Source organism: Kitasatospora sp. NPDC002227 (assembly GCF_040296285.1).
Lineage (GTDB): Bacteria > Actinomycetota > Actinomycetes > Streptomycetales > Streptomycetaceae > Kitasatospora.
The window spans coordinates 51,717-76,263 of sequence record NZ_JBEOWY010000008.1; the positions used below are offsets into that span (position 1 = coordinate 51,717).

At 73.4% G+C, this 24,547-nt stretch carries 23 protein-coding genes; 7 read left to right on the top strand and 16 right to left on the bottom strand.

Going from position 1 to position 24,547, the window contains the following annotated elements; all coding sequences use genetic code 11:
• Nucleotides 1-48: 48 nt before the first annotated feature.
• Entirely contained in the window at nucleotides 49-693 is a 645-nt protein-coding gene (locus ABT095_RS09600) for a MarC family protein (RefSeq protein ID WP_350528770.1), read from the top strand.
• Nucleotide 694: 1 nt separating this feature from the next.
• Here the strand turns inward: ABT095_RS09600 and ABT095_RS09605 are convergent, their stop codons facing one another.
• Nucleotides 695-1,132, bottom strand: coding sequence for an Lrp/AsnC family transcriptional regulator (locus ABT095_RS09605; RefSeq protein ID WP_350528771.1), 438 nt, complete (start codon nucleotides 1,130-1,132; stop codon nucleotides 695-697).
• A gap of 183 nt (nucleotides 1,133-1,315) precedes the next feature.
• Here ABT095_RS09605 and ABT095_RS09610 point away from each other — a divergent pair, with 183 nt between their 5' ends.
• Nucleotides 1,316-2,146 (top strand): tryptophan 2,3-dioxygenase, encoded by an 831-nt coding sequence (locus tag ABT095_RS09610; protein WP_350528772.1) that lies wholly within the window; start codon nucleotides 1,316-1,318, stop codon nucleotides 2,144-2,146.
• A complete protein-coding gene (gene kynU, locus ABT095_RS09615; RefSeq protein WP_350528773.1) occupies nucleotides 2,143-3,372 on the top strand; it encodes a kynureninase in 1,230 nt (409 codons plus the stop codon). The genes ABT095_RS09610 and kynU overlap by 4 nt, the downstream gene beginning before the upstream one ends.
• A gap of 30 nt (nucleotides 3,373-3,402) precedes the next feature.
• Here kynU and ABT095_RS09620 read toward each other — a convergent pair whose 3' ends face one another.
• From ABT095_RS09620 to ABT095_RS09645, 6 genes are all read right to left on the bottom strand, one after another.
• Nucleotides 3,403-3,882: a hypothetical protein gene (locus ABT095_RS09620; protein WP_350528774.1), complete on the bottom strand. Its 480-nt coding sequence runs from the start codon at nucleotides 3,880-3,882 to the stop codon at nucleotides 3,403-3,405.
• 45 nt (nucleotides 3,883-3,927) lie between these two features.
• The gene (locus ABT095_RS09625; RefSeq protein WP_350528775.1) at nucleotides 3,928-6,729 is read right to left on the bottom strand and encodes an SAV_2336 N-terminal domain-related protein; all 2,802 of its coding nucleotides are present in this window, start codon (nucleotides 6,727-6,729) and stop codon (nucleotides 3,928-3,930) included.
• The gene (locus tag ABT095_RS09630) at nucleotides 6,719-7,726 is read right to left on the bottom strand and encodes an AAA family ATPase (protein ID WP_350528776.1); all 1,008 of its coding nucleotides are present in this window, start codon (nucleotides 7,724-7,726) and stop codon (nucleotides 6,719-6,721) included. The genes ABT095_RS09625 and ABT095_RS09630 overlap by 11 nt, the downstream gene beginning before the upstream one ends.
• A 55-nt stretch (nucleotides 7,727-7,781) precedes the next feature.
• Nucleotides 7,782-9,578, bottom strand: a complete 1,797-nt coding sequence (locus tag ABT095_RS09635; RefSeq protein WP_350528777.1) for a VMAP-C domain-containing protein — start codon at nucleotides 9,576-9,578, stop codon at nucleotides 7,782-7,784.
• 12 nt (nucleotides 9,579-9,590) lie between these two features.
• Nucleotides 9,591-9,944, bottom strand: coding sequence for a CU044_2847 family protein (locus tag ABT095_RS09640; protein ID WP_350528778.1), 354 nt, complete (start codon nucleotides 9,942-9,944; stop codon nucleotides 9,591-9,593).
• A gap of 155 nt (nucleotides 9,945-10,099) precedes the next feature.
• Nucleotides 10,100-11,476 (bottom strand): choice-of-anchor A family protein, encoded by a 1,377-nt coding sequence (locus ABT095_RS09645; protein WP_350528779.1) that lies wholly within the window; start codon nucleotides 11,474-11,476, stop codon nucleotides 10,100-10,102.
• A 251-nt stretch (nucleotides 11,477-11,727) separates the two neighbouring features.
• Between ABT095_RS09645 and ABT095_RS09650 the strand changes: the two genes are divergently transcribed.
• On the top strand, nucleotides 11,728-12,210 hold the full coding sequence (locus ABT095_RS09650; RefSeq protein ID WP_350528780.1) for a DUF2269 family protein: 483 nt from the start codon (nucleotides 11,728-11,730) through the stop codon (nucleotides 12,208-12,210).
• Nucleotides 12,211-12,236: 26 nt separating this feature from the next.
• Here ABT095_RS09650 and ABT095_RS09655 read toward each other — a convergent pair whose 3' ends face one another.
• Nucleotides 12,237-13,229, bottom strand: a complete 993-nt coding sequence (locus tag ABT095_RS09655) for an Lrp/AsnC family transcriptional regulator (RefSeq protein ID WP_350528781.1) — start codon at nucleotides 13,227-13,229, stop codon at nucleotides 12,237-12,239.
• Nucleotides 13,230-13,328: 99 nt separating this feature from the next.
• Between ABT095_RS09655 and ABT095_RS09660 the strand changes: the two genes are divergently transcribed.
• Nucleotides 13,329-14,135: an inositol monophosphatase family protein gene (locus ABT095_RS09660; RefSeq protein WP_350528782.1), complete on the top strand. Its 807-nt coding sequence runs from the start codon at nucleotides 13,329-13,331 to the stop codon at nucleotides 14,133-14,135.
• Between the two features lie 203 nt (nucleotides 14,136-14,338).
• Here the strand turns inward: ABT095_RS09660 and ABT095_RS09665 are convergent, their stop codons facing one another.
• The 6 genes from ABT095_RS09665 to ABT095_RS09690 all read right to left on the bottom strand — a co-directional run bounded on the left by ABT095_RS09665 (nucleotide 14,339) and on the right by ABT095_RS09690 (nucleotide 20,819).
• Nucleotides 14,339-15,217: an amidohydrolase family protein gene (locus tag ABT095_RS09665; RefSeq protein WP_350528783.1), complete on the bottom strand. Its 879-nt coding sequence runs from the start codon at nucleotides 15,215-15,217 to the stop codon at nucleotides 14,339-14,341.
• Complete coding sequence (locus ABT095_RS09670) at nucleotides 15,210-16,844, bottom strand: isovaleryl-CoA dehydrogenase (RefSeq protein WP_350528784.1); 1,635 nt, start codon at nucleotides 16,842-16,844, stop codon at nucleotides 15,210-15,212. Before ABT095_RS09670 ends, ABT095_RS09665 begins: the two co-directional genes overlap by 8 nt.
• Entirely contained in the window at nucleotides 16,828-17,460 is a 633-nt protein-coding gene (locus tag ABT095_RS09675) for a TetR/AcrR family transcriptional regulator (RefSeq protein WP_350528785.1), read from the bottom strand. Before ABT095_RS09675 ends, ABT095_RS09670 begins: the two co-directional genes overlap by 17 nt.
• Nucleotides 17,461-17,544: 84 nt before the next feature.
• Nucleotides 17,545-18,393, bottom strand: a complete 849-nt coding sequence (locus ABT095_RS09680) for a S1 family peptidase (protein WP_350528786.1) — start codon at nucleotides 18,391-18,393, stop codon at nucleotides 17,545-17,547.
• Between the two features lie 131 nt (nucleotides 18,394-18,524).
• Nucleotides 18,525-19,841: an aspartate--tRNA(Asn) ligase gene (gene aspS, locus ABT095_RS09685; protein ID WP_350528787.1), complete on the bottom strand. Its 1,317-nt coding sequence runs from the start codon at nucleotides 19,839-19,841 to the stop codon at nucleotides 18,525-18,527.
• Between the two features lie 348 nt (nucleotides 19,842-20,189).
• Nucleotides 20,190-20,819 carry a TetR family transcriptional regulator gene (locus tag ABT095_RS09690; RefSeq protein ID WP_350528788.1) on the bottom strand — a complete coding sequence of 210 codons (630 nt, stop codon included), beginning with the start codon at nucleotides 20,817-20,819 and terminating at the stop codon, nucleotides 20,190-20,192.
• 115 nt (nucleotides 20,820-20,934) lie between these two features.
• Between ABT095_RS09690 and ABT095_RS09695 the strand changes: the two genes are divergently transcribed.
• Entirely contained in the window at nucleotides 20,935-21,087 is a 153-nt protein-coding gene (locus tag ABT095_RS09695) for a hypothetical protein (protein WP_350528789.1), read from the top strand.
• A 14-nt stretch (nucleotides 21,088-21,101) separates the two neighbouring features.
• A complete protein-coding gene (locus ABT095_RS09700) occupies nucleotides 21,102-21,368 on the top strand; it encodes a DUF4190 domain-containing protein (protein WP_350528790.1) in 267 nt (88 codons plus the stop codon).
• A 60-nt stretch (nucleotides 21,369-21,428) separates the two neighbouring features.
• Here ABT095_RS09700 and gcl read toward each other — a convergent pair whose 3' ends face one another.
• Together gcl and ABT095_RS09710 are read right to left on the bottom strand one after the other, a co-directional pair.
• Nucleotides 21,429-23,210 carry a glyoxylate carboligase gene (gcl, locus tag ABT095_RS09705; protein WP_350528791.1) on the bottom strand — a complete coding sequence of 594 codons (1,782 nt, stop codon included), beginning with the start codon at nucleotides 23,208-23,210 and terminating at the stop codon, nucleotides 21,429-21,431.
• Nucleotides 23,211-23,460: 250 nt separating this feature from the next.
• Nucleotides 23,461-24,381, bottom strand: coding sequence for an undecaprenyl-diphosphate phosphatase (locus tag ABT095_RS09710; RefSeq protein ID WP_350528792.1), 921 nt, complete (start codon nucleotides 24,379-24,381; stop codon nucleotides 23,461-23,463).
• Between the last annotated feature and the right edge of the window lie 166 nt (nucleotides 24,382-24,547).

The window sequence follows — 24,547 nt, forward strand, 5'->3', positions numbered from 1 at the left end:
TGACGTCGGGTCACCGTGCCCCGGCCCGACTGGGGCATGATGGCCGGTATGTCCGCTTTCAACCTGAGCAGCGCGTTCATCACCTTCTTCGCGGTGGTCGGCCCGCCCAAGGTGCTGCTCGCCTTCGCGCACGCCGCCAAGACCCGCGAACCGGCCGAGCTGCGCCGGCTCACCGTGGTCTCCACCGTGATCGCGGCCGTGGTCGGCGTGGTGATGGCCATCGCGGCGGACTTCCTGACCTCGTTCTTCCACATCAGCGACCAGTCGCTGCAGCTGGCGGGCGGGGTCATCTTCTTCATCTACGCCGTCGCCCTGGTGCTCGGCGTCCACCTCGGCGGCTCGGACGAGGAGGGCGAGGAGGAGGGCTACCTCTCCGGCCCGCTGGCCGCCGGGCTGCGCGAGCTGCTGCTGCCGTACGTGGCCAGCCCGCTGGCGATCACCGCCGTGCTGGTCGAGTCGCTGGAGAAGGACACCTGGTCCTGGCGGTTCACCATCGCCGGCGCCTACGTCTCGGTGGTCGCCATCAACTGCGTCTGCGTCCTGCTGCTCTCCTTCGTCCTGCGCCGCACCCACCAGACCTCGCTGGAGGTGCTCTCCCGGCTGCTCGGCCTGCTGCTGGCGGCCGTCGGCGTCGAGCTGTTCCTCACCGGCCTGGAGAACCTGGGCGTGCACTTCCCCGGCGCCGGCCACTGAGTCAGGCGGCGGGCGTCACCGGCCGCCAGGGCACCGGGGTGGAGAGGATCATCGAGCTGGCCGGCTGGCCGTAGGCGCCGAGGCGGTCGATCAGGCCCTCGAACTCGGGCATGCCCGGCACCGCCACCAGCAGCGCGCAGCAGGCGCCGCCGGTCACCCGGTGCAGTTGCAGCACCTCCGGCCAGGCCGCCACCTCGGGGTCGCGCAGCACGCAGCGCGGGCCGTAGCACTGGATCTGCACGATCGCCGTGACGGTCAGCCCGGCCCGGGCCAGGTCGATGTGGGCGTGGTAGCCGCTGATCACCCCGTCCGCCTCCAGACGCCGCACCCGCTCGGCCACGGCGGGTGGCGAGAGGTTCACCCGCCGTGAGAGCTCGTTGTAGGAGAGCCGGGCATCGCCCTGGAGTTCGGCGAGCAGAAGGCGGTCGACGGCGTCCACGGAGGGCTCCCGGTGGCTGGTTTTCGGTTCGTAAGGCCGGAACGGTCCAAGACCTTCCGATCGTAAACCGCAGGCCCCGATCCCGTGCTCACCAGCCATTCAAGCCACCCGGGCCACCGCCGCACAATGGTGGCCGGCCCCAGGACGGGCCGTGCGAAACAGGGTGCGCCGGGAGGAAACATCATGGTCCAGGCCGTTGTCAGTACACCGAATCTGTCGTTCGGCCCGGAGGACGAACCGGAGACCGGCACCCCGTACGCCCAGTACGTCCGCCTCGACACGCTGCACAGCCTCCAGCAGCCGCGCAGCAAGGTCGACGCCGAGCTGTCGTTCATCATCACCACCCAGGTGATGGAGCTGCTCTTCGACCTGCTGCGGCACGAGTGGACCAGCGCCTCCCACGCCCTGCGCGAGGACGACCTCACCGCCGCGATCGCCGCCCTGCGCCGCGGCCAGCACGTCCAGGACGTCCTGGTCAGCTCCTGGGACCTGCTCGCCACCATGACGCCGGCCGAGTTCAACGCCTTCCGCCCGGTGCTCGGCGAGGCCTCCGGCTTCCAGTCCTCGGCCTTCCTGCGGCTGGAGTTCATGCTCGGCAACAAGGCCGAGTCGCTGCTGAAGATGTACCAGGGCGTGCCGAGCGTGCTCGCCGAGCTGAACGCCGCCCTGCACGCGCCGAGCCTGTACGACGAGGCGCTCGCCTTCCTCGACCGCCGCGGCGTCACCACCCCGCACGAGCCCAGCACCGCCCGCCACAAGGCCCTGCCCGAGGTCGAGGCCGCCTGGCGCCAGGTCTACACCGACCCGGCCCACACCGACCTCACCCGCCTCGGCGAGGCCCTCCTCGACACCGCCGAGCGCGTCACCCGCTGGCGCCAGCGCCACTACTCGTCGGTCAAGCGCACGATGGGCGCCAAGCCCGGCACCGGCGGCTCCAGCGGCCTGAGCTGGCTCAAGCAGTCCGCCGACCAGGACGTCTTCCCCGAGCTGTGGAACGTGAGGAACGAGCTGTGAGCCTGACGCGGGAGGAGTGCCAGGCACTCGACGCCGCCGATCCGCTGGCGCACTTCCGGGCGGAGTTCACGCTGCCCGAGGGTGTGATCTACCTGGACGGGAACTCGCTGGGCGCGCTGCCGGTGCGGACCTCGGCCCGGGTGCGGGAGCTGGTCGAGGTCGAGTGGGGCCAGGAGCTGATCAAGAGCTGGAACGACGCCGGGTGGTTCCGGCTGCCGCACACGCTCGGCGCCCGGGTGGCGCCGTTGGTGGGGGCGGCGCCGGGGCAGGTGGTGGTCTGTGACACCACCTCGGTGAACCTGTTCAAGGTGCTGGCCGCCGCGCTGCGGCTGCGCCCGGGGCGCGGGGTGGTGCTGGCCGAGCGGGCCGCCTTCCCGACCGATCTGTACATCGCCGAGGGCGTGACCTCGCTGACCGAGGGCTCGCGGCTCGAACTGCTCGACCACGCCGACCAGTTGGACGAGCTGCTCGGTGACGGCACGGCGGTCGTGGTGCTCAGCCACGTCGACTACCGCACCGGCGAACTGCTCGACATGCCGGGCATCACCCGGCGGGTGCAGGCCGCGGGCGCCCTGATGATCTGGGACGTCTGCCACTCGGTGGGCGCGCTGCCGATCGAACTCGACGCCTGCGGCGTGGACTTCGCCATCGGCTGCACCTACAAGTACCTCAACGGCGGCCCCGGCTCCCCCGCGTTCCTGTACGTGGCCGAGCGCCACCAGGCCGATGCCGCCCAGCCGTTGAGCGGCTGGTTCGGCCACGCCCGCCCGTTCGCCTTCGAGCCGGGGTACGAGCCGCTGGACGGCATCGGCCGCTTCCTCACCAGCTCGCCCTCGATGCTGGGCCAGACCGCCCTCGGCGCCAGCCTGGACGTCTGGGAGAAGGCCGACCTGCAGGCCGTGCGGGCGAAGAGCCTGGCCCTGACCGACCTGTTCGTCTCCCTGGTCGAGAAGCTGGACGGCGTCGAGGTGGTCACCCCGCGCGAGCACGGGCAGCGCGGCAGCCAGATCGCGCTGCGCCACGCGGACGGCTACCCCGTCGTCCAGGCCCTGATCGCCCGCGGCGTGATCGGCGACTTCCGCGCGCCGGACTTGATGCGCTTCGGCTTCACCCCGCTCTACCTCTCGTACACCGAGGTCTGGGACGCCGCCCACCACCTCGCCGAGGTGCTGGAGTCCGGTGAGTGGCGCGAGGAGCGCTTCAACCGGCGCGGCGAGGTGACCTAGCAGGCCGGAGGCCGCCACCCACGCGGGAGTTCAGTCCCCGGAGTACCCGAAGATTCCCACGTGGGTGGGCAGGCCGTCGGTGTGGAGCAGCACGTACAGGCCCGTCCAGCGGATGTGCGGCTCGTCGAACAGAGTCGGCTCGGCGGCGCGCCGGTCCGTGAAAGGCAGGCGCAGCTTCTCCTCGTACCGCGCCTCGGCCGCCCGGAACTGCTCGACGGTCGGACGGTCGGTGCCCAGGTGGTGCCGGACCCGCTCGAGCGGCACCGGCCGCAGGGTCGAGAAGTCCGAGCCGAACGCCTCCGGGGGCTCGGTGGTCCGGACCACCCGGGTGATGTCCAGGATCGAGTGCGTCCCCTGCTCGCCCATGAACTCCTCGTCGGCCCACAGCTCCGCCAGGCTGTCGTAGTCCTGGGCGTACTCCCGCTCGAACTCCTCCTCGTGCAGGGCGTTCAGCGTCGCCTCCACACTCCCCTGGTACGGGGTGACGTACGTCCAGCCGGATGCGCCCACGGGCCTGCTCCTTCTCGGTCGGTCGGATCGCCCCGCATGCTAGGGCTACGGACCGACAAAGGCGTTCGGCAGGTCCGTCCAGCTGAGGACCGGGCCGACCGGGATGCGGGCCTGTTCGGCGACGTCCACGATCCGGGCGGCCAGGCGGTGGACGGCGAACTCGTAGTCGCCCCGGCGGGCCGGGTCGGCGGCCAGGGCCAGCAGGCCCTCCCGGGCGTACCGCTCGGCGTTGCTGTCGGCGTACAGCAACTGGCCGGCGACCTCCGGGAGTTCGTGCGGCCGGACCGGCTCCCACAGGACGGGCACGACGCCACTGGACCAGCCCGCGCCGCGCGGGCGGCGGCCGAAGGCGGACCATTCCTTGCCGCAGCACTCCTGCTGGAAGTAGCCGGGCGCGTAGAGCGGGACGAACACCCTGCACCCGGCCAGCGCCGCCGTGGCGGCCGGGGAGCCGGCCGCCGCGCCCAGGTGGCCGGCCGCCTCCGGCGACGGCAGGTAGGTGGCCTCGTACACCGCCTCGCACAGGTCCTCGAACAGGCGCCGCACCAACTCGCCGTCACCCGGCGCACGTTCATGGCTGAGGTAGAAGTACGGCGTGGACACCGGCTGCGGGGGCGGGGAGGCCAGCGCGGCGTTGCGCACCAGGGGGAAGGAGTCCCCCGGGGAGCGGGCCCAGATCAGGTGGTCCGGCTCGGCCTGGGCCTTGACCGCGCGCAGCAGGTGGCGGGCGGTCAGCTCGGTGCGGCCGCCCGGTTCGCCCGCGCGCAGCAGTTCGTGCAGCCGGGAGGCGAGCGAGCGGCCGCCGTGCGTGCGAAGGCCGATCAGCTGGTGCACGGGGGCGCCGAGTCCGGCCGGCTCGGCGGGCACTGGACGGCCGAAGCCGAGCCAACCGTCAAGGACCAGAACCCGGTTGGCGGCCCGGCTGCCGGCCACCAGATCCAGCAGATCGGGCCAGCGCACCGAGCCGCGGGCCAGGTGCAGCACCGGCTCACCCGCCGGATCGGCGGAGACCTCGCCGCCCGCGTAGACCACCAGGGTGTCGCGCACCTCCTCGGCGGCGGCCCGCAGCCCGGCCAGGAACCCCTGCGGGCTGTCCTCGCCGATCCAGACCCGGTGCTGGTCGAGGCCGATCAGCGCCTGGTCGGCGAGGGCGGCGAGCAGCAGGTCGAGGTCGTCGTGGGCGATGTGCTCGTCCCGGTCCAGCGGTCCGTACGGGTCACTGGGGGCGAACAGCACCACGGCCCGGGAGTGTTCGGGGTCGGGCAGCCGGTGCTCGGGGCCCGGGACGGGCTGCCGCAGCGGGGAGCGGGGGCCGTCGAGCAGCCGCAGCGCGGCCGGGCTGATCAGCGCGAAGGCGTGCCGCTCGGTGGCCACGGCCGTGCCGGGCTCCTCGACGGCGGCCAGCGCGGCGATCTCGTTCGGCACCCGGCCGGCCCGGGCGGCGATCTGCGCGCCGACCCGGGCCAGCAGGGCGACGGTGCGGTGGGTGGTGGACCGGGGCAGCGTGTGCAGCAGCAACTCCCGTACGCCGGGCCGGAACTCGAAGTGGTCGCGGTGCCCCGTGCGCTCCTTGAGCAGCCCGCTGACCACCACCTCGGCGAGGTGCTGCGGCTGCGGGCGGGCGAAGCTGGCGGCCTGCAGCAGCCGCATCACCGGCAGCGCGGGCGTGGTGAGCGCGGTCAGCCCGGCGAGTGTGAAGGCCTCCCGGGAGGCGACCGACCGGAAGCGCAGCAGCAGCTCCTCGGCGGCCAGTTCGTCCGGCTCCGGGCCCTGCGCCACCCCGGGCCCGGCCTGCGCCGGACCGAGCAGCAGCGCCGCACCGACCACCTGCCCGCCGCCCGGACTGCCCACCAGGCGCGCCCAGTTGGCCAGCCACCCGGCCCCCGGCTCGAGCACCGGCACGGCCAGCTCGCCGGGCCCCGGCTCCTCCTCGGCGAACGGGCTGAACCCGTACGCGGCGCTCGGCGCCCCCGCCTCCGGGGCGGAGAACAGGCCCGGCAGGACGGGCCGGGCGGCGAGGCGCCAGAGCCGCTCGGGCAGCGGCTGGACCACCGCGACCGGCGCCCGGCGGGCCAGCGCGCGCAGGCCCCGCCGCCAGCGCTCCCCCGCCGGACCGGGGCGCCACTGCGGGCCCATGCAGTCGCTCAGCACCAGCACGGCGGTGCGCGGCCCGACCGGCCGCCGGTCGGTCAGGCCGCCCTGCGCCGTCAGGCCGGAGAGCGTCACCTGGCGAAACGCGCCGGTCTGCTGCAGCAGGCTGCGCAGCTCCAGGGCGAGCGGGCGCCACAGCCGCATGGTCGGGCCGCCGTCGAGCACCAGGTGCAGGTCGAGCCAGCGCTCCTGGCCCGGGCGCAGCACCGGCAGCCAGGGCACCTGGGCCGGCTCCCGGGCCGCGCCGCGCAGCGCCTCGGCGAGCCGGTGCGCGGTGGCGGTCTCGTCGAGGAGCGCACGGCGCGGGTCGGGCACCTGGCGCTTGAGCGGGCGCAGCGCGCGCTGCAGGGCCAGCGGGCGGGCGAGCATCGGGGTGCTGGGGGTGGGCACGGGCGCGGCGGCGCCCAGCGCGTCGGCCGGGTCGTCGGAGGGCAGGTGGAGTGCGGTACGGCCGGGCCGCCCGTCCACCCCGGCCCCCTCCGCGGTCTCCTCGGCGCTGTCGGGGGCGCCGAAGCCGCGGCGGCGCCGCCGCCACCGGCGCACCAGATCGACGCCGTCCGGCTCGCCCTCCTCACCGGGCGTGCCGCGCGCGGCGAGCCAGAGCAGCTCGGCCAGCTCGACCGGCTCGGGCGCGGGGCGGCCGAGGGCGGCGAGCAGCGCGGCGAGCCGGTCCAGGCCCGGCGGCTCAGAAGGCATCGTCGTCCTGCCCCCGGGTGAGGTAGGGCATCACCTGGGCGGCCAGGGTGGCGCGGTCGGTGGCCTCGGTGAGTTCGGGCCGGGAGGTGAGGTAGATGGCGTTGAGCAGCTGGTCGGTGGCGAGCTCGCCCTCCTCCCGCCGGGCCAGGAAGACCCGCAGGATCTCGTCCACCAACTCGGCGTCACTGCCCGGCAGATGGGCTTTGACGATGGACTCCAGCTCGGCCCCTTCGGGCCGCCGCAGCTCCAGCACCACGCAGCGCCGCAGGAAGGCGGCGGGGAACTCCCGCTCGGCGTTGCTGGTCAGCACGGTGAACGGGAAGGCCCGGCAGCGCACCCGCCCGCCGCGCACCGGCGCCCGGCCGCGCCCGTCGGCCGTGAGCACCTGCGCCTCCGGCTGCTGCGGGGCGGCCCGCACCAGCTCGTCGATCTCGTACTGCCCGTCCTCGAGGACGTGCAGCAGGTCGTTGGGCAGGTCGAGGTCGCCCTTGTCGATCTCGTCGATCAGGAGCACCCGGGGCCGGCCGTACGGGAGCAGCGCGGTGCCCAGCGGCCCGAGCCGCAGGTGCTCGTCCAGGCCGGCCCCGGCGGCGGACTGGTGGGCGGACTGGTTGGCGGCGTACAGGCGCGAGAGCGGGTCGTACTGGTAGAGGCCGTCGCGCAGGGTGGAGCGGCTGGTGATGTTCCAGCGCAGTACCGGGCCGAGGCCGAGCTCGCGGGCGACGGCGTACGGGAGGCTGGACTTGCCGCTGCCGGGCGGGCCGGTGACCAGCAGCGGGCGGCGCAGGTAGAGGGCGGCGTTGACGAGTTCGACCGTCTCGGCGGTGGGGCGGAAGGTGCCGGCCCGGTGCGCGGAAGGGGCGGTGCAGCCCTCCTCGGCGGCCGGGGTGGGCAGCGCCGGGCCGCCGTCGAAGGTCCGCCAGGGCGGGGGCGCCGGGAGCGCGTCGAGGCCGTCGTGGGGCTCGTCGGTGCCCCGGTAGATCCGGGTCAGGGGCATGGTGCGGCCTCTCCTGCTGCTGGGTGCTCAACTGTTCGGTCGTCGGCGCGGCTGGTCACGGGGGCGGCTGGTCACTCGGCGGGTGGTCACTGTGGCGGGCGGTCGGGACGACCCGGTACGGGCGGTGCGGGCTGGGCAGGACCTCCGGGTCCTCCCAGAGCAGGACGAGGCCGTCGGCCCAGTGCTCGGACGGGCGTTCGCTCTCCTGCGCCTCGTGCCGCAACTCCCGGACCAGTCGCGGCAGATCGTCCGGGGGGACGTCGGACAGCTCCTCCGCCAGTCTGGCAAGGAATCCCGCGCTCCGGCAGGTCTCGGCACGGGTGTGATCGGCGGCGCACGGGCGTTCGGGCCAGAGCACGGCCGGGGCACCGGCCTTGAGCGCGGCGGCCAGCAGCTCTTCGTAGGGCAGACCCTTGGGCGGGCCACCGAGAGCGGGCAGGGCGCGGCGCTCGGGCGGGCGGAGCTGGTGGTAGAAGCGGCGGCTGTCCGGCGGGTCGGTGCAGGGCACCGGATGCAGCTCGGTGCCCGGACTGCCGCGCAGGGCGGACCACTTGAGCTCCAGCTGGCGGCGCTCGGCGGGGGCGGCACGGCGCTGCTGGTCGACCACCACCACGGCGTGGTCGGCGCCCAGCGGGCCGAAGTCGCCCCGGCGGCGGGCCCAGCTGTGCACGGGCTGGGTGAGCCACTTGCGGGGCAGCGCGAAGATGATCAACTCGGTTCCGTCGGAATCCAGTTGCCCGATCTCCCGGTCGATCCGGTCCCGGACGAAGCCGGGCAGCCGGGGCCGGGGCACGGTGCCGGCGTGCGGCTCGCCGAGCACGCCGTCCCGGATGGTCGCCACGGTGACGTGGAACATCCCCGGGCCGGCGCCGCTCGGGGCGATCTCCACCAGCACCGGCCGCCAGCGCGCCACCGGCACCGACGCGCCGCGGTGCACCTGGCCGGCCAGCCAGGAGTGCAGGCCCTGGCGCAGCGCGCCGGGCCCGGCCGCCTCGGCCACCCGGGCGGCGAACTCCAGGACGGGGTGCGGGCCTTCGGGCGGCGCCGGGACTTCGGCGAGCAGGTACCAGGCGGCCGCCCAGAGCGAATCGGGCCGCTGCGGCGGGTCCGGGCAGCCGAGTGCGCCGACCGCGGCCCGGTAGAGCTCCAGCGGATCGGCCGGCAGCCGCGCCCCGGCCAGCAGCCGCCGCAGCTCCCCCACCGCCTCGGGCAGGACGGCCGCGCCGGGCAGCAGCTCGGCCAGCTCCGGCACGTACCGGGCCAGCGCCTCGGCGGGCAGCATGTGGCCGAGCCGCACCGCCGGGCGGCCGCGCTCGCCGGGGCCCCGCCAGAGGGTGTCCTGCGCGGCGGTGACCAGGCCGACCACCTCGCCCGTCGCGGCGATCACCACCGGGCCGCCGCTGAAGCCCGGGGAGAGCGGCATGCCGGTGCCCTCGTGCTCCAGTTGCAGCAGCTCGCCGGCGATCCGGAAGCCGCCCCGGGTGAGCCGGATCTCGCTGCTGAGGCCGCCGTCATGCCCGGCCGGGAAGCCGTAGGCGGCCAGCTGCGGGGCACGCAGGCCGGACCAGCCGTGCAGCGGCGCGAAGCGCGCGGGCTCGACGGACACCGGCTCGTCCAGCGCGAGCACCGCGACGTCCCCGGTGCCCTCGCCCTGCCACGGGCCGCGCCGCAGCACGGTGGCCCCGAGCTCGGGCAGCGCGGGCCGGTTGACCAGGCGGACGGCGGCCCGCTCGGCCCCGGCCACCACATGGGCGCAGGTGAGCACCCAGCGGTCGGTGACGAGCACACCGGCACCGGTGGTCGCGCCGGGCCCGTCGGTGGTGATCCGGGCCAGCCAGGGCACGTCCCGCATCGGCCGCCGCCGTCAGGGCCGGTCGGGGGGTTCGCGGTGCGGGGCCCAGGTGAGTCTGACGGTCAGGTGCGCGTCGGCGGCGGTGCGGGCGATCAACGCGCCCGCCTCGGCGGTGAGTTTGACGCCGAACTCGATCTCCACCTCGTCCGGCGCGAGCGCCCCGCCGCGGAACACCGCCAGCGCCGACTCGGCCGCGGCCCGCGCCCCTTCGAGGGCGCCCTCGAAGCTCTCCGCCGCCCGCTCGACCCCGGCGCCACGGCGGCCGACCGGCTGCATCCCGCCGTACTCCACGGCGCCGGCCCCTTCGACCCGCACCACGGCGCCCTCGGCGGTCAGGAACTCGGCGTACTCCGGCTGCTCCGGCATGACTCCCCCAGCCCTTGCGGTGGACCTGACGAAAGCTCAGCCGATCGTCGCACGCCGATCCGCCCGGCGCACCGGTTCCGGCCAAGTCTGTGTCCGGATTGTCTCCTCGCCGACTTGTCGCTTCTGCTGGTCCGGGCCCGGGCCCCGCCGATCCGTCAGCCGTGCCGGCCCTTGCGGCGGGAGACCCAGAAGATCACGCCGCCCGCAGAGAGCAGCGAGACGGCCACCACGGCGACCGGGAGGGCGAGGTCGCCGCCGGTCGCGGGGAGTTCGGAGCCGGTCTCGGAGGCGGTGGGCGCCGGGGTGGTCCCGGAGCCGGTCGGGGCGGGCGTGGTCCCCGAGCCGGTTGGCGTGGGGGTCGGTGTGGGCGTGGGCGTGGGTGTAGGAGTGGGCGTGGGGGTCGGCGTGGGGGTGGGGGTCGCGCACTCGGGCCAGTCGCCGGTGAATTCGTAGGCGTGCGCCTCGTAGCCGCCCGAGCCCTCCTGGACGAAGTTGCCCGCCAGGTAGATCCGGCCGTTGATTCCGGGCTGGGAGACGGTGATGGTGCCCGCCGGGTTGCCGCTCATCACCATGCCCTGGAACTGGGCCGAGCCCCGGATGGCGCCCGTGCTGGAGGTCGGGAAGTTCCAGGCCAGCTTGGGCCGCATCTCGGTGGTCTGGTCACCCGCCAGGCCGGTGCCGGTGTAGGTGTTGATCAGGGCGTCGTCGGCCAGCATGTTGACGATGACGGTCGCCCCGGCCGGGATGTTGCTGAAGGACAGCCCGATCTGGCCACCGGTGGGGCCGGCCAGGTTGCCCGGGACGTTGAAGATCTGCCGCATGCTGGTGCCGTCACCGACGAAGGTGACATCACTCGCCGTGGCGAGCAGGGTGCCCGTCGCGGTCTGCTTGGCCGCGCAGGCCGAGAGCTCCTCGATCTGCGTCCGCAGCGGCTTGTACTGGTCGGCGGCGGCGGCGTCGTGGATCGCCTGCCCGGTCGGCGCGATGGTCACCGTACCGGTCAGGGTGCCGCCGTAGCGGACGTTGCCCCAGGCCGTGGTCTTGGAGTCGGAGCCGCCGACGTACGCGGTGTTGCCCGGCTGCACGGCGATGTTTCCGCCGACGGTCACGAAGTCGGTGCCGTCCGGCGGGGGCACCCGGGAGCCGACGCCGACCACGCCCATGTTGTAGGAGCCGCCGCCGTTCTTGTCGATGGTGAGGTTGCCGAGCGTGACGATCTTGCCTTCGGCCTCGGCCGCCCGCTGCTGAGCCGTGAAGTCGCCGCCGACGAAGACGTTGATGGTGGCGTCCCGGCCCGGGAAGTCCCCGTTGTTCGGCGGGTTCCAGCCGCTCGGGCAGTCCGGGCCGGAGCAGGCGCCGAGCGGCGGCGGCAGCGGCGCGGCACTCCCGGGCAGGCCGAGCGCGACCGGGGCGAGGGCCAGCGCGGCCACCACCCCCGCGCGGACCAGCCGCCTAGCGGCCGGACGGGCCGGGCGGACCGGGCGGACCGGGCGACAGACGGGGACGGACGGCTGCGGTACGGCGCGTGGCAAGGCAAACCCTCCGAGGCGGAGCGGGATCCGGACAGAACGCCGACGCGAGCCGACCCTGCCATTACCAGCCCCGCTCCCCCGCGCCCGGGAGCCGCCACACCGGATGCCCGGCGGCTTCCACCCGAACAGGCCCAGGAGCACCCGCCGTCCGGCGGATCCGCCGGCGGTGTTAGCGTGCCGGGGGCGCGGGCCACCCGTTCAGCCCTTCCTGCCGTCCCGGTTCCACCCCGTCCGCGAAGGATTCCCTCACCATGGCCAAGCTCCTGTTGAGCCTGCACGTCCTGGCCGCCATCCTGTTCATCGGCCCCGTCGCCGTGGCGGTCAGCATGTTCCCCGCCCGCGCCAAGGCCGCGCTGGCCGGCGGTCCCGAGCAGGCCTCGGCCGCCGCCTCCGTCAAGCTGCTGCACCGGATCACCCAGGTCTACGCGATGCTGGGCATCGCCGTGCCGGTGATGGGCGTGGGCACCGCGCAGGTGATGGGCATCATGAACCAGACCTGGCTGATCGTCGCCACCGTGCTGACGGTGCTCGCGGCGCTGGTGCTGCTCGTCCTGGTCAACCCGGCGCAGCAGAACGTGGTGGACGCGCTGGCCGGCTCCCCCGACCAGGACTTGCTGACCCGCGCCACCGGCGGCCTCAAGCGGCTGCCGATGACGGCCGGGATCTTCAACCTGCTCTGGGCCGTGGTGACGGTCATGATGGTGATCCGCCCGGGCTCCACCACCGGCGCCTGACCCCCCCTCGCAAGCCCCGTCACGGCTCAGCCGCGGCGGGGCTTTCGCGTCCCCAGCTCGGGCAGGATCACCCCGGCCCGCTTGACCGCCCGGGCCACGATGGTGGTCTCCACCCGGGTGACGCCCAGCGGGCCGAGCGTCTCGGTCAGGAAGCGGTACAGCCCCGGCGGGTCGGGGCAGAACACCATCGCCATCAGGTTGGCCGGGCCGCTGGTCGCCAGCACCCCGTGCACCTGCGGGTGCCGGGCCAGCTCGGCGCCCACCTCGGCCAGCCGGCCCGGCGGCACCTCCAGCCAGAGGTTGGCGTCCACCGTCATCCCGAGCAGCCGGGGGTCGACCGTCGCGTGGGTGCGCAGCAGCCCGCCCGCCGCCAGCCGGGCCACCCGGCGGCGTACGGTCGACTCGGGCGCGCCGCAGGCGGTGGCCAGCGCGGCGTTCGACTGCCGGGCGTCGACGGCCAGTTCGGCCAGCAGTGCCTCGTCCAGCGCGTCCAGGGTGGGCGGCTCCTCGTCGCCCGGTGGCAGCGGGGTGAGCGCGGCCGCCTCGTCGGCGGTCAGCCAACCCGCCTGCCACTGGCCCGCGTCGGCGAACAGGTGCAGCGCGGCATGGGCGGTGGTCTCCACCACTGCCTGGGTGGCGGCGAGTTGGCCCTGCAGCAGGCTGCCCCGGGTGTGGTCGTCGGTCAGCACCACGGCGCCGACCTCCTGCCCGCCGAGCATCACGTCCACGAACGGCACCTCCGGCCGGGCCGCGAGCGCCTGCGCGATCGCCTCCACCTTGCCGCGCAGCACCCGGACCCGGAGCAGCAGCGCGCCGTCCCCCGGCTGGCGCGGCCCCGGCATCCGCACCACCCGGAGCACCCCGCTGCCCTGCAGCCGGGCCAGCCGCCTGGTCACCGTCCGCACCGAGACCCCGAGCACCTCCGCCAGCCGGCCCGGTTCGGCCCGGCCGTCGATCTGCAGGGCGCAGACCAGCCGCCGGTCCACCTCGTCCAGATCCGCCGCTGACAGCTCCGCCATGTCCGATCCCCGCCATTCCGCCACTCCGGAGTCCCCTCCCCGGTCGGCCCCACGGTACTTCTTCTCTCGAACACACCGACTCCGAGGGGGCCACCCACCATGCTGACCAGCACCGATCTCGCCACCCTGCTGCCCGCCGTCACCGCCGCCGTCCGCGAGGTGGGCGAGCTGCTCGCCGCCCGGCAGAGCCCCCGGCCCATGCCGGGCGTCACGCTCGAGGACGCCTTCGCCGTCTTCGCCGAGCTGGACGAACCGGCCTCGGCGCTGCTGCGCGAGCGGCTCACCGCGCTGCGCCCGCAAGCGGGTTGGCTGGACGACGAGCTGACCGGGGCGGCGCCCGCCGATGGCGAGTGGTGGAGCTGCGACGCCACCGACGGCGCGGTGCAGTACCTGAGCGGACTGGCGCACTGGGCCGTCACCGCGACCCTGCTGCAGGACGGCGAGCCGGTGCTCGCCGTGATCCACGCCCCGCTGGAGGGCCACACCTACACCGCCGTCCGCGGCGGCGGCGCCCGCCTCAACGGCGAGCCGGTCACCCCGCCGCGCCGCGACCTGCGGGCCGCCGTGGCGGGCACCTCGCACTCCCCGCAGGCCGGCACCGACCCGGTGGCCCGCCGCCGCGCCGGCCAGTCGCTCTCCGCCGTGCTCGCCGACGTCCTTGCCGTCCGCAACCTCGGCCCGACCGCCCTGCAGGTCGCACACGTCGCCTCCGGCGCGCTCAGCCTGTTCTGGCTCTACGGCACCGACCCGGCCAACCTCCTCCCCGGCGCCCTGATCGCCCGCGAGGCCGGCGCCACGGTCACCTGCGCCGACGGCACCCCCTGGGAACCGACGGCGACCAGCTTCGTCGCCGCCGCCCCCAGCCTGCACGCAGACCTGGTCACCACCCTGGCCACCGTCAGCTGATCACCGCCTTGGCACCCGTCACCCCAGCCCCCAACCCCCGCCCGCCGGGCCCCCTGCTCTCACCCCAACCCGAACAGCCGCGCCGCATTGTCGTGACAGACCGCCCGCAACCACCCCTCCCCCAACCCCAACCGCTCCAGCGACCGCACCACCACCGACCCCACTCCCCAGCCCCCAACCCCCGCCCGCCGGGCCCCCTGCTCTCACCCCAACCCGAACAGCCGCGCCCCATTGTCATGACAGACCGCCCGCAACCACCCCTCCCCCAACCCCAACCGCTCCAGCGACCGCAGCGCCTCGACGTACGGGTAGGGGATGTTGGGAAAGTCCGAGCCGAACAGGATCCGCTGCTCCAGCGCGGCCAGCCGGGGCAGTTCGGTCTTCGGGAAGGGGGCGGTCTCCTCGGTGAAGGGGGTGAAGACCATCGTGGTGTCGAGCCGGACTTCCTGGTACCGCTCGGCGAGGTCGAGGAAGTCGGTGTACTCGGGCAGGCCCAGGTGCGCCACCACCAGGCGCAGGCGGGGGTGGCGGGCCAGCACCTCGGCGATCGGGCCGGGGCCGGTGTGCTTGCCGGGGGCGGGGCCGGAGCCGCAGTGGGTGACCACCGGAAGGCCGGCCTCGGCGAGCAGACCCCAGACCCCGTCGAGCAGTCGGTCCGCCGGGTCGTACGCGCCGACCTGGACGTGTGCCTTGAAGACCCGCGCCCCGCGGGTGATCGCCTCGGCCACGTACGCCTCGACGCCGGGCTCGGGGTAGAAGGTCGCGGTGTGCAGGCAGTCGGGGGTGCGGGCGGCGAAGTCCACCGCCCAGGAGTTGAGCCAGGCGGCCATGCCCGGCTTGTGCGGGTAGAGCATCGCGGTGAACGCCCGGACGCCGAACTCCCGCAGCCGGGCGAGCCGTTGGCCCTCCTCCTCGCGGTAGGCGATCGGCCAGGGCCGCCCGGTGAGGGGGCCTGCCGAATCGAAGTACGCCCAGACCTTGTCGAGCACCCGCTCCGGCATGAAGTGGGTGTGCACGTCCACCACGCCGGGCAAGCCCAGCTCCTGCCAGAACGACCGTACTTCGGCGGATTCCTCAGGCATGCCGGGCCCGGGCCAGGATCGGCTCCACGTCGAGCCCGGCCGGCAGGGTGCCGAAGGCGCCGCCGTGGTCGCCGCCCAGGCGGGAGGCGCAGAAGGCGTCGGCCACCGCCTGGTCGCCGTGGCGCACCAGCAGCGAGCCCTGGAAGCAGAGCGCCAGCTGCTCGACCACCCGGCGGGCGCGGTACTCGAGTTCGGTGAGGTCGCCGAGCTGCTTGCGCACCTCGGCCACGGCGGCGTCCAGCCGTCGGTCGGCCCCGGCCGCCGTCTCGATCTCGCCGAGCAGCGCCTCGACGGTGGCGGGCTGCTTGGCCATCGCCCGCAGCGCGTCCAGCGCGGCGACGTTGCCCGAGCCCTCCCAGATCGACACCAGCGGGGCCTCCCGGTAGAGCCGGGGCATTCCGGACTCCTCCGCGTAGCCGTTGCCGCCGAAGCACTCCAGCGCCTCGGCGGCGTGCGCCGGGCCCCGCTTGCACACCCAGTACTTGGCCACCGCGAGGCCGAGCCGCCGGACCAGCGTCTCCTGCTCGTCCCCGGCCTGGGAGAGGTCGGTGGCGACGGCGAGCCGCATCGCGACGGCGGTGGCGGCCTCGGACTCGACCACCAGGTCGGCCAGCACGTTGCGCATCAGCGGCTGGTCGACCAGCGCCTTGCCGAACGCCCGCCGGTGGGTGGTGTGGTGGAGCGCGAGCACCGCACCCGTACGCATCCCGGAGGCGGCGCCGAGCGTGCAGTCCAGGCGGGTCATGTTGACCATCTCGATGATGGTCGGCACCCCGCGGCCCTCCTCGCCGACCAGCCAGCCCACCGCGCCGTCGTACTCCAGCTCGGAGGAGGCGTTGGAGCGGTTGCCCAGCTTCTCCTTGAGCCGCTGGATGTGCAGCCGGTTCCGGCCGCCGTCCGGCAGCACCCGGGGCAGCACGAAACAGCTCAGACCGCCGGGCGCCTGGGCCAGGGTGAGGAACAGGTCGGACATCGGCGCCGAGGTGAACCACTTGTGCCCGACCAGCCGGTAGGTGCCGTCCGGCTGCGGGGTGGCGGTGGTGGTGTTGGTACGGACGTCGGAGCCGCCCTGCTTCTCGGTCATCGACATGCCGGCAATCAGTCCGCGCTTGCCGCTCGGCTCGCGCAGGCCGAAGTCGTACTCCGTCGAGGCGAGCAACGGCTCGAAGCGTTCGGCGAGTTCGGGGGTGGCGCGCAGTGCGGGCACGGCGGCGTAGGTCATCGAGATCGGACAGCTGTGCCCGGCCTCGACCTGGCCCCAGAGGTAGAACTTGGCGGCCCGGGCGGTGTGCGCGCCGGGGCGGGCGTCCCGCCAGGGGGCGGCGTGCAGGCCGTGCGAGACGGCGGTGCGCATCAACTCGTGCCAGGCGGGGTGGAATTCGACCTCGTCGATCCGGTGACCGTAGCGGTCGTGGGTGCGCAGCACCGGCGGGTACTCGTTGGCCAGGCGCCCCCAGTCGGCGGCCTCGGCCGTGCCGGCCCGCCGGCCCAGCTCGTGCAGCTCGGGCTCGACCCACTCGGCGCCGGCCCGGCGCAGCGCGGCGAGCAGCGTCGGATCCTCGGCGAGGTCGTGGCCCTGGCCGTGGAACTCGGGGACCTGGTTGGTGACTTCATGCGTGGGCGGCATCGCGGTCTCCTTCAGTGACGGGGGCGGCTCCGAGGGCGCGCAGCGCGAAGGAGACCATGGCGGGGACGAGATCGCCGGGCGGCGAGCCGGCGGCGAGCGGGCCGACCAGCGCCTCGGCGGTCGCGCCGACCAGCGCGGCGGCGGTCAACTCGGCGCTCTGCTGCGGGAGTCGGCCGGTGCGGATGGCGTCGGTGATCTGGGCGGCGATGAGTTCGTGGAAGGCCCGGCGGAAGACCAGCCGCTCGGCGTCCACCACGGCGTCGGCGGGCTCGGCGAGCAGCGCGTACGCCAGCCGGGGGGCCTTGAGCGCCCGGACGGCGAAGGTCTCGATCACGGCCGCGACCTTGCCCTGCGGGGTGCTCTCCCGCGCGGCGGCCTCGGTGACGGCGGCCACCTCGCGGCCCACCACCAGCCGGAACAGCTCGACGGAGAGCTCGGCCTTGTTGGCGAAGTGCTGGTAGACGGTGCCGGTGGCGACCCCGGCCCGGTGCGCGACGGCCGCCATCGAGCAGCCGCCGTAGCCGCGCTCGCCGAGCAGCGCCACGGCGGCGCGCAGCACGGCCTCGCGCTGGGCGTCCAGCCGGGCTTGGACGGCGGGGGTGCGTCGGTAGGCCACGGAAGAATTGAAGCACTGATTCATCACTTCGGACAGAGGGCACGCGAAAGGCCGCCGGCCCAGGGCCGGCGGCCTCGTCGGGCGTTACGGCTTGGGCAGGGCGCACCCGGCCGCAGTCAGGTCGAGCTTGTTGCCCGCGCCGAAGCAGGCGGGGATGCCGTAGGTCTCCTCGGCGTAGTTGATGCCCTGGTGGATGGTCACGTTGCCGCTCGCGTCCACCTCGCACGGGTTGTCGACGGTGCAGTACTCGCCGTTCTCGTTCCCGGTGTTGTTGACCGCCACCAGCAGCCCGGTGGCAGTGTCGACCACGGGCGAGCCGGAGGTGCCGCCGATGGTGTTGCAGGCGGAGGTGTAGCGGACGGAGTCCTTGAACCACCAGTCGCCCTCGTGCAGCTTGTACACGAAGGCGTCGATGTTGCAGGAGTAGATCTTCTTCCAGTAGCCGGAGACCACCTTGATCGAAGCACCGGCCGCCGGGTGCGTGGTCGAGATGGTCAGCGGGCTGATCCCGTACTTCGACTGGATCGAGGCGTAGGTGGTGCTCAGCTGGTAGATGGTCACATCGGTGTCGGTCATCGTGCTGTACGCGACCTTGGTGGCCCGCAGCGTGCCGAGTCGCCCACCGCTCGCGCTGAGCAGCGTGAAGCTGCGGTTGGACGACTGGTCGACGATCACCTGGCCGGGGTCGGGCATGCCCGTCTCCAGGCAGTGGCCGTTGGTCAGCACCAGGGCCGGGTCGGTGGCGAGCGAGTTCGGCATCCGGACGACGGAGCCGGAGCAGTCGCTGAGCGCCACCGTGCCCGCGAAGTTGACGGTGACGGCGGGCGCGGCCTTGGCGGCCGCGGTGGCGGCCGAGGCGGGGGCGGCGCCGGCCAGGGCGGTGGCCCCGGCGAGCAGCAGCGCGGTGAGCGCGCCGATGAGCGGCTTCTGCATGTGAGTGCCTCTCGGAGTTGTGGGGGTTCCGTGGGGTTCCACCAAAACTGGCGTGGGCATGCCGACCTGTCAAGAGGCCTGCCGCAAATGCCAGTTGGGTACGTCAGACTCCGAGAGGCGATCCGTGCAGATCAGGGCGTCAGCCGGTGCGGCCCCCGGAAGAGGAAGACCGCGTCCCGGATCGAGTCCAGGCCGAGCAACACCATCAGCAGCCGCGCCAGCCCCGCGCCGAAGCCGCCGTGCGGCGGGCAGCCGAAGCGGAAGACGTCCAGGTACTCGCGCATCGGCTCGGCGCTCATGCCCTTCTCCGCCGCCTGCGCGAGCAGCACCTGGGAGCGGTGCTCCCGCTGGGCGCCGGTGGTGACCTCCAGTCCCTGCCAGAGCAGGTCGAAGCTGAGCGTGAGGTCGGGCCGCCCCTCGGGGCGCTTGTGGTAGAACGGCCGGATCGCGGCCGGGTAGTGGGTGACGAAGACGAACTCGTGCCCGAAGCGCTCCCGCACATGGGCGGCCAACCGCCGCTCGCCCTCCGGGTCGAGGTCCTGCTTGCCCCCCTCAGGGTCCCACCCCTCGGCACGGAGCACCGACTGCGCCTCGGCCATCGTCAGCCGCGGGAACGGGAGTTGAGGCACCACGGGCTCGACCCCGAACACCTCCCAGATCCGCTCGCCGTGCACCTCGACCACCTTGCCGATCGCATGGGCGAGCATCCGCTCCTCGAAGGCCATCACCTCCTCGACGTCGTCGATCCAAGACAACTCCACGTCCAGACCGGTGAATTCGGTCATGTGCCGGGAGGTGAACGAGGGCTCGGCCCGGAAGACCGGCCCGATCTCGAAGACCCGGTCGACCCCCGCCGCCACCGCCATCTGCTTGTAGAACTGCGGGGACTGCGCCAGGTAGGCGCTGCGGTCGAAGTACTTGAGCTCGAACACCTCGGCGCCGGACTCCGAGGCGGTGCCCATCAGTTTGGGCGTGTGCATCTCGGTGCAGCCCTGGCCCATCGCGTACTCGCGCAGGGCCTGCTCGAAGGTGGTCTGTACCGCGAAGACCAGCCCGGCGGCCGCCCGGCGGCGGACGTCCAGGAAGCGCCAGTCGGCCCGGCGCTCGGGGCCCGTCCGGTCGTCGATCGGCAGCGGCGTCTCGGCGAGGCTCAGCACCTCGACCGACTCCGGGACGAGCTCCAGGCCGCCCAGCTTCACCTGCGGCGCGGCCACCACCCGGCCGGTGATCCGCACGGCGGACTCGGGGGTGAGGGAGTCGAGCAGCGCTTCGAGCGGGCCGCCGTCACGCCGGTGGGTGATCTGCACCTGGCCGGTGTGGTCGCGCAGGACCACGAACTGCATCGCGCTCATCAGGCGCAGCGCGTGCACCCAACCGGAGACGGACACCGGCCGGTCGAGGTGGGCGGGCAGGTCGGTCGCCAGTACACGGGGAGCGGGGTGGATCATCACAGCCTCCTGGGCCGTCATCATGATCCCTTGGGGGTGCGGGCGAGAAGGGGACTCGCGGTACCACCGCACCTTCGCCGTCACCTGGGCAACGGCCTCGGTCCGCCGCCGCGACGGGCTCGCACCCGGCCGCGATGGCGTCGGCCCGTGACGTGGGCCAACCGGCGGGGCATGGGGCCCGGGGCTCGGGCCGTTCCTCCCCGCACTCGGGAGGGTCTTCGCCTCGGACGCGACTCCGCCTTCCCAGCTACCGGCGGCTCTCTCTGCTCGCGTGAATCCTCGGCTACTCGTCTCCGTCGACGTGTTGCCGACGACCCTAGACAGCCGCCCCACCGCACGCAATCGGGTTTACCCCGCCTCCGCCCGCCAGTGGCGGCGGCCGACGCCGATCAGGCGCAGCTGGGTCTGCGCCGTCCGGGCGATCCGGCGGCGCTCGGCCTCGGTCGGGGCGTCGAGGAGGGCGGCGGCGGTGGAGACCATGTGGTCGACGTACAGTCCGGCCAGCATCGCGATCTCCTCCGGGCTCCAGCCCGCCGAGACCGGCTGGAGGGCCAGGGCCTCGGCCACCTCACCGGCGAAGCGCCGCAGTTCGCCGCCGATCGCCTCCCGGACGGCCCGTACCCCGCCGTGCCGCTCACGGGTCAGGAAGCGTACGTGCGGCTGGTGCTCGCGCACGTGCGCGGCGATCACGGCCACCGTGCGGTCGATCCGCTCCTCGGCCGCGCCCCGCTGGGCCAGCGCCGAGCGGATCATCCCGTGCAGGCTGGCCAGCGACTCCTCCACCAGCTCGACGCCCAGCTCGGCGAGGCCCGGGAAGTGCCGGTAGAACCCGGCCGGCGACATGCCGGCCTCCCTGGTCACCTCGCGGACCCCGAGGCCGCTGAGGTTCTGGTGCTCGAGCAGGCGCAGGCCCGCGTCCAGGAGCGCGCGGCGGCTCTGCTGCTTCTGGGCCTGTCTGACCCCGGCGGTGTGACTCACATCATTCAGTAAACAACTGTTTGCCGACTTTGGCGAGCGTAGAGTGTTCCCCGAGAGTCAGCGAACACTTGTTAGCCGACTCGATCCTGCCGTAGACACCGACAAGGACCGGACCATGCTGCTCCTCGTCATCGCCGCCATGGGCCTGCTCATGGGCGCCGCCGTCCACCTCACCCTCCCCGCCTTCCTCGCCGCCACCGCCGCGATCACCCTCTGGCTGCTCGCCTTCGGCACCCGCGAGGGCCTCGCCCGCGCCCGCCGGCGCTGAAGGAGCCTCCTGCCATGAAGAGCTACCTGACCGCCCGCCAGGCCGTCGAGGACGCCGACCAGATGGCCGTCGCCTCCTTCATCCTCGGCCTGCTCGGCCTGCTCGTCTTCAACCTGGTGCTCGGCCCCTGCGCGCTCGCCCTCGGCGCCTTCGCGCTGGCCCGCCGCACCACCCGCCGCGGCCGTGCCCTGCTCGGCCTGGCCCTCGGCACCGCCGACCTCGCCATCCTCGCCGCCTCCGTGCTGGCCAGCCACCACACCATCTGGCAGCTCGGCGCGTGACCCGGAATGCCTCGGGGCCCGGTACTCGACACTGAGTACCGGGCCCCGAGCGCCTGCAGGTCAGACCGCCAGCGGGCGGATCGCGGTCGGGGCGTCGGCGGCCGAAGTCGCCAGCTCCTCCCACTCGTTGACCTTGTCGATGTCGCCACCGGACATCGAGATGTTGGTGACCCGCTCCAGGATCGCCTCGACCACGACCGGCACCCGGAACTCGGCGGCCAGCTTCTTGGCCTCCTCCAGGGCGGGCAGCAGCGCGTCCGGCTCGGTGACCCGGATCGCCTTGCAGCCCAGGCCCTCGGCGACCTTCACGTGGTCGACGCCGTAGACGCCCAGCTCGGGCGAGTTGACGTTCTCGAACTCCAGCTTGACCTGGAAGTCGATGTCGAAGTTGCGCTGCGCCTGGCGGATCAGGCCCAGGTAGGCGTTGTTCACCAGCACGTGGACGTAGGGGATCTTGTGCTGGGCGCCGACGGCCAGCTCCTCGATCATGAACTGGAAGTCGTAGTCACCGGAGAGCGCGACCACCGGGGTCTCCGGGTCGGCGGTGGCGACACCCAGCGCGGCCGGGATGGTCCAGCCCAGCGGGCCGGCCTGGCCGCAGTTGATCCAGTGGCGCGGCTTGTAGACGTGCAGCATCTGCGCACCGGCGATCTGCGAGAGACCGATGGTGGTGACGTAGCGGGTCTCCGGGCCGAAGGCCTTGTTCATCTCCTCGTACACGCGCTGCGGCTTCATCGGCACGTTGTCGAAGTGCGTCTTGCGCTGCAGCTGCGCCCGGCGCTCCTGGGTCTCGGCGGCCCAGGCGGAGCGGTCCTTCAGGAGACCCGCGGCCTTGAGCTCGCGGGCGACCTCGACGAAGAGGGTCAGCGCGGCCTTGGCGTCGGAGGCGATGCCGAAGTCCGGGGCGAAGATCTTGCCGATCTGGGTCGGCTCGACGTCGACGTGGACGAACTTCCGGCCCTCGGTGTAGACCTCGATGCTGCCGGTGTGGCGGTTGGCCCAGCGGTTGCCGATGCCGAGCACGAAGTCCGAGGCGAGGAAGTTCGCGTTGCCGTAGCGGTGCGAGGTCTGCAGGCCGACCATGCCGGCGTTCAGCTCGTGGTCGTCGGGCAGGATGCCCCAGCCCATCAGGGTCGGGATCACCGGCACGCCGGTCAGCTCGGCGAACTCGACCAGCAGCTCGGGCGCGTCGGCGTTGATGATGCCGCCACCGGCCACGATCAGCGGGCGCTCCGACTCCTGGAGCATCGCGATCGCCTTCTCGATCTGGGCCCGGCTCGCGGCGGGCTTGTAGACCGGCAGCGGCTGGTAGGTCTCCGGGTCGAACTCGATCTCGGTCATCTGCACGTCGATCGGCAGATCGATCAGGACCGGGCCCGGGCGGCCCGAGCGCATCAGGTGGAAGGCCTGCTGGAAAACGCCGGGCACCTGCGCGGCCTCGAGCACGGTGGTGGCCGCCTTGGTGACCGGCTTGGCGATCGAGGCGATGTCGACGGCCTGGAAGTCCTCCTTGTGCAGCTTGGCCACCGGCGCCTGGCCGGTGATGCACAGGATCGGGATCGAGTCGGCGATCGCCGAGTACAGGCCGGTGATCATGTCGGTGCCGGCCGGGCCGGAGGTGCCGATGCAGACACCGATGTTGCCGGCCTTGGCCCGGGTGTAGCCCTCGGCCATGTGGGAGGCGCCCTCGACGTGGCGGGCCAGCGTGTGGCGGATCTCCCCGGAGGCCTTGAGCGCCGCATAGAAGGGGTTGATCGCAGCGCCGGGCACGCCGAACGCGACCTCCACGCCTTCGAGCTTGAGGATCTCAACTGCCGCGCGGGCGGCTGTCATACGAGGCATCGGGTCACTCCTGCGGTCGGCCCGTGGCGTCGCCCCTTCCGGAGCACTTCCACCATGCGGAAAACAAGTTTTGGATTGCGGAAGCAAAGTAAGCCGCTGCCGACACGGCCGTCAAGGGGCGTCCGGCTTACGGGCGAGCGTAGGAACGATGGTTCGTCCACGACGACGGAGGAACCTCCGAACGCGGGCATGCGGAAGCGGCGGTGGAGATGTAGCTCTCCACCGCCGCTTCGTCAGGACCTGCGTACGGTTACGTCAGCGTCAGGTACGCCAGGCTGCCGAGACCGGCCAGGGTGCAGTAGATCGCGAACGGGGTCAGCGTCTTGGTCTCGAAGTACTTGGTCAGGAACTTCACCGCCACGTACCCGGCTACGAAGGCCGCCACGCTGCCGGCCAGCACCTGGCCGCGGATGCCGTCCCCGGCCGGGCCGAGCAGGGCGGGCACCTTGAGCAGGGCCGCCGCGGCGATCACGGGGGTGGCGAGCATGAAGGAGAAGCGGGCCGCGTCCTCGTGCGAGAGGCCGCGGAAGATACCGGCGGAGATGGTCACGCCGGAGCGGCTGATGCCGGGCAGCAGGGCCAGGATCTCGGCCGTGCCGATCTTGAGGGCCTCGCCGAAGGTCAGCTTGGCGATCCGGCGGTCCGAGAGCTCCTCGTGGCTCAGGTGCTCCTCGCCGGGCGCGGGCGCCGCGCCCGCCCGGCGGCGGCCGGTGCCGCCCCGGCGCAGCCGCTCGGTGACGTACAGCACCAGTCCGTTCAGGGTCAGGAAGATCGCGGCGGGCACCGGCTTGCCGAGCGCCGTCCGGAACAGGTGGTCCAGCGCCAGACCGGCCACTCCGACCGGCACCGTGCCGACCACGAGCAGCCAGGCGAGCTTCTGCTCCACCGTCTCTATTCGCCGCTCGCGCGCCGAGCTGACGAAGCCCCGTACCACCCGGACCCAGTCCCGGCGGAAGTAGACGATCAGCGCGAACGCGGTGGCCAGGTGCAGACCGATCAGCACGTTCAGGTACGGCGAGTTCTCGCCCGCCACGTCCAGGTCCTGCTTCCAGTGGCCGCCGAGCAGGGCGGGCACCAGGATGCTGTGCCCGAGGCTGGAGACCGGGAAGAGCTCGGTGACTCCCTGGAGCAGGCCGACGCCGATCGCTTCGGTGTAGGTCAGGACGGACATCGGGGCGCTTCTCCAGACTGGGCGCGGTCAGGGCCCCAGCGAACCTACTACGGCCCTGTAGACAAGGGACCTGCCCGGCCGCACTGTTCACCTGCTGGACCACGACGGTTCACCACCGCCTCACGCAGGTGGGAACCACCGCCACTTCAGGCAGCTCTTACGTGCG

What these genes read in the sequence shown, in the direction of transcription:
- aspS (WP_350528787.1), bottom strand. Translation starts at nt 19,841, where the DNA reads ATGATCCACCCCGCTCCCCGTGTACTGGCGACCGACCTGCCCGCCCAC.
- ABT095_RS09650 (WP_350528780.1), top strand. Translation starts at nt 11,728, where the DNA reads ATGGCCAAGCTCCTGTTGAGCCTGCACGTCCTGGCCGCCATCCTGTTC.
- ABT095_RS09635 (WP_350528777.1), bottom strand. Translation starts at nt 9,578, where the DNA reads ATGCGGGACGTGCCCTGGCTGGCCCGGATCACCACCGACGGGCCCGGC.
- ABT095_RS09625 (WP_350528775.1), bottom strand. Translation starts at nt 6,729, where the DNA reads ATGCCTTCTGAGCCGCCGGGCCTGGACCGGCTCGCCGCGCTGCTCGCC.
- ABT095_RS09670 (WP_350528784.1), bottom strand. Translation starts at nt 16,844, where the DNA reads ATGCCGCCCACGCATGAAGTCACCAACCAGGTCCCCGAGTTCCACGGC.
- ABT095_RS09600 (WP_350528770.1), top strand. Translation starts at nt 49, where the DNA reads ATGTCCGCTTTCAACCTGAGCAGCGCGTTCATCACCTTCTTCGCGGTG.
- ABT095_RS09610 (WP_350528772.1), top strand. Translation starts at nt 1,316, where the DNA reads ATGGTCCAGGCCGTTGTCAGTACACCGAATCTGTCGTTCGGCCCGGAG.
- ABT095_RS09680 (WP_350528786.1), bottom strand. Translation starts at nt 18,393, where the DNA reads ATGCAGAAGCCGCTCATCGGCGCGCTCACCGCGCTGCTGCTCGCCGGG.
- ABT095_RS09665 (WP_350528783.1), bottom strand. Translation starts at nt 15,217, where the DNA reads ATGCCTGAGGAATCCGCCGAAGTACGGTCGTTCTGGCAGGAGCTGGGC.
- ABT095_RS09660 (WP_350528782.1), top strand. Translation starts at nt 13,329, where the DNA reads ATGCTGACCAGCACCGATCTCGCCACCCTGCTGCCCGCCGTCACCGCC.
- gcl (WP_350528791.1), bottom strand. Translation starts at nt 23,210, where the DNA reads ATGCCTCGTATGACAGCCGCCCGCGCGGCAGTTGAGATCCTCAAGCTC.
- ABT095_RS09630 (WP_350528776.1), bottom strand. Translation starts at nt 7,726, where the DNA reads ATGCCCCTGACCCGGATCTACCGGGGCACCGACGAGCCCCACGACGGC.
- ABT095_RS09710 (WP_350528792.1), bottom strand. Translation starts at nt 24,381, where the DNA reads ATGTCCGTCCTGACCTACACCGAAGCGATCGGCGTCGGCCTGCTCCAG.
- ABT095_RS09655 (WP_350528781.1), bottom strand. Translation starts at nt 13,229, where the DNA reads ATGGCGGAGCTGTCAGCGGCGGATCTGGACGAGGTGGACCGGCGGCTG.
- ABT095_RS09700 (WP_350528790.1), top strand. Translation starts at nt 21,102, where the DNA reads ATGAAGAGCTACCTGACCGCCCGCCAGGCCGTCGAGGACGCCGACCAG.
- ABT095_RS09640 (WP_350528778.1), bottom strand. Translation starts at nt 9,944, where the DNA reads ATGCCGGAGCAGCCGGAGTACGCCGAGTTCCTGACCGCCGAGGGCGCC.
- ABT095_RS09695 (WP_350528789.1), top strand. Translation starts at nt 20,935, where the DNA reads ATGCTGCTCCTCGTCATCGCCGCCATGGGCCTGCTCATGGGCGCCGCC.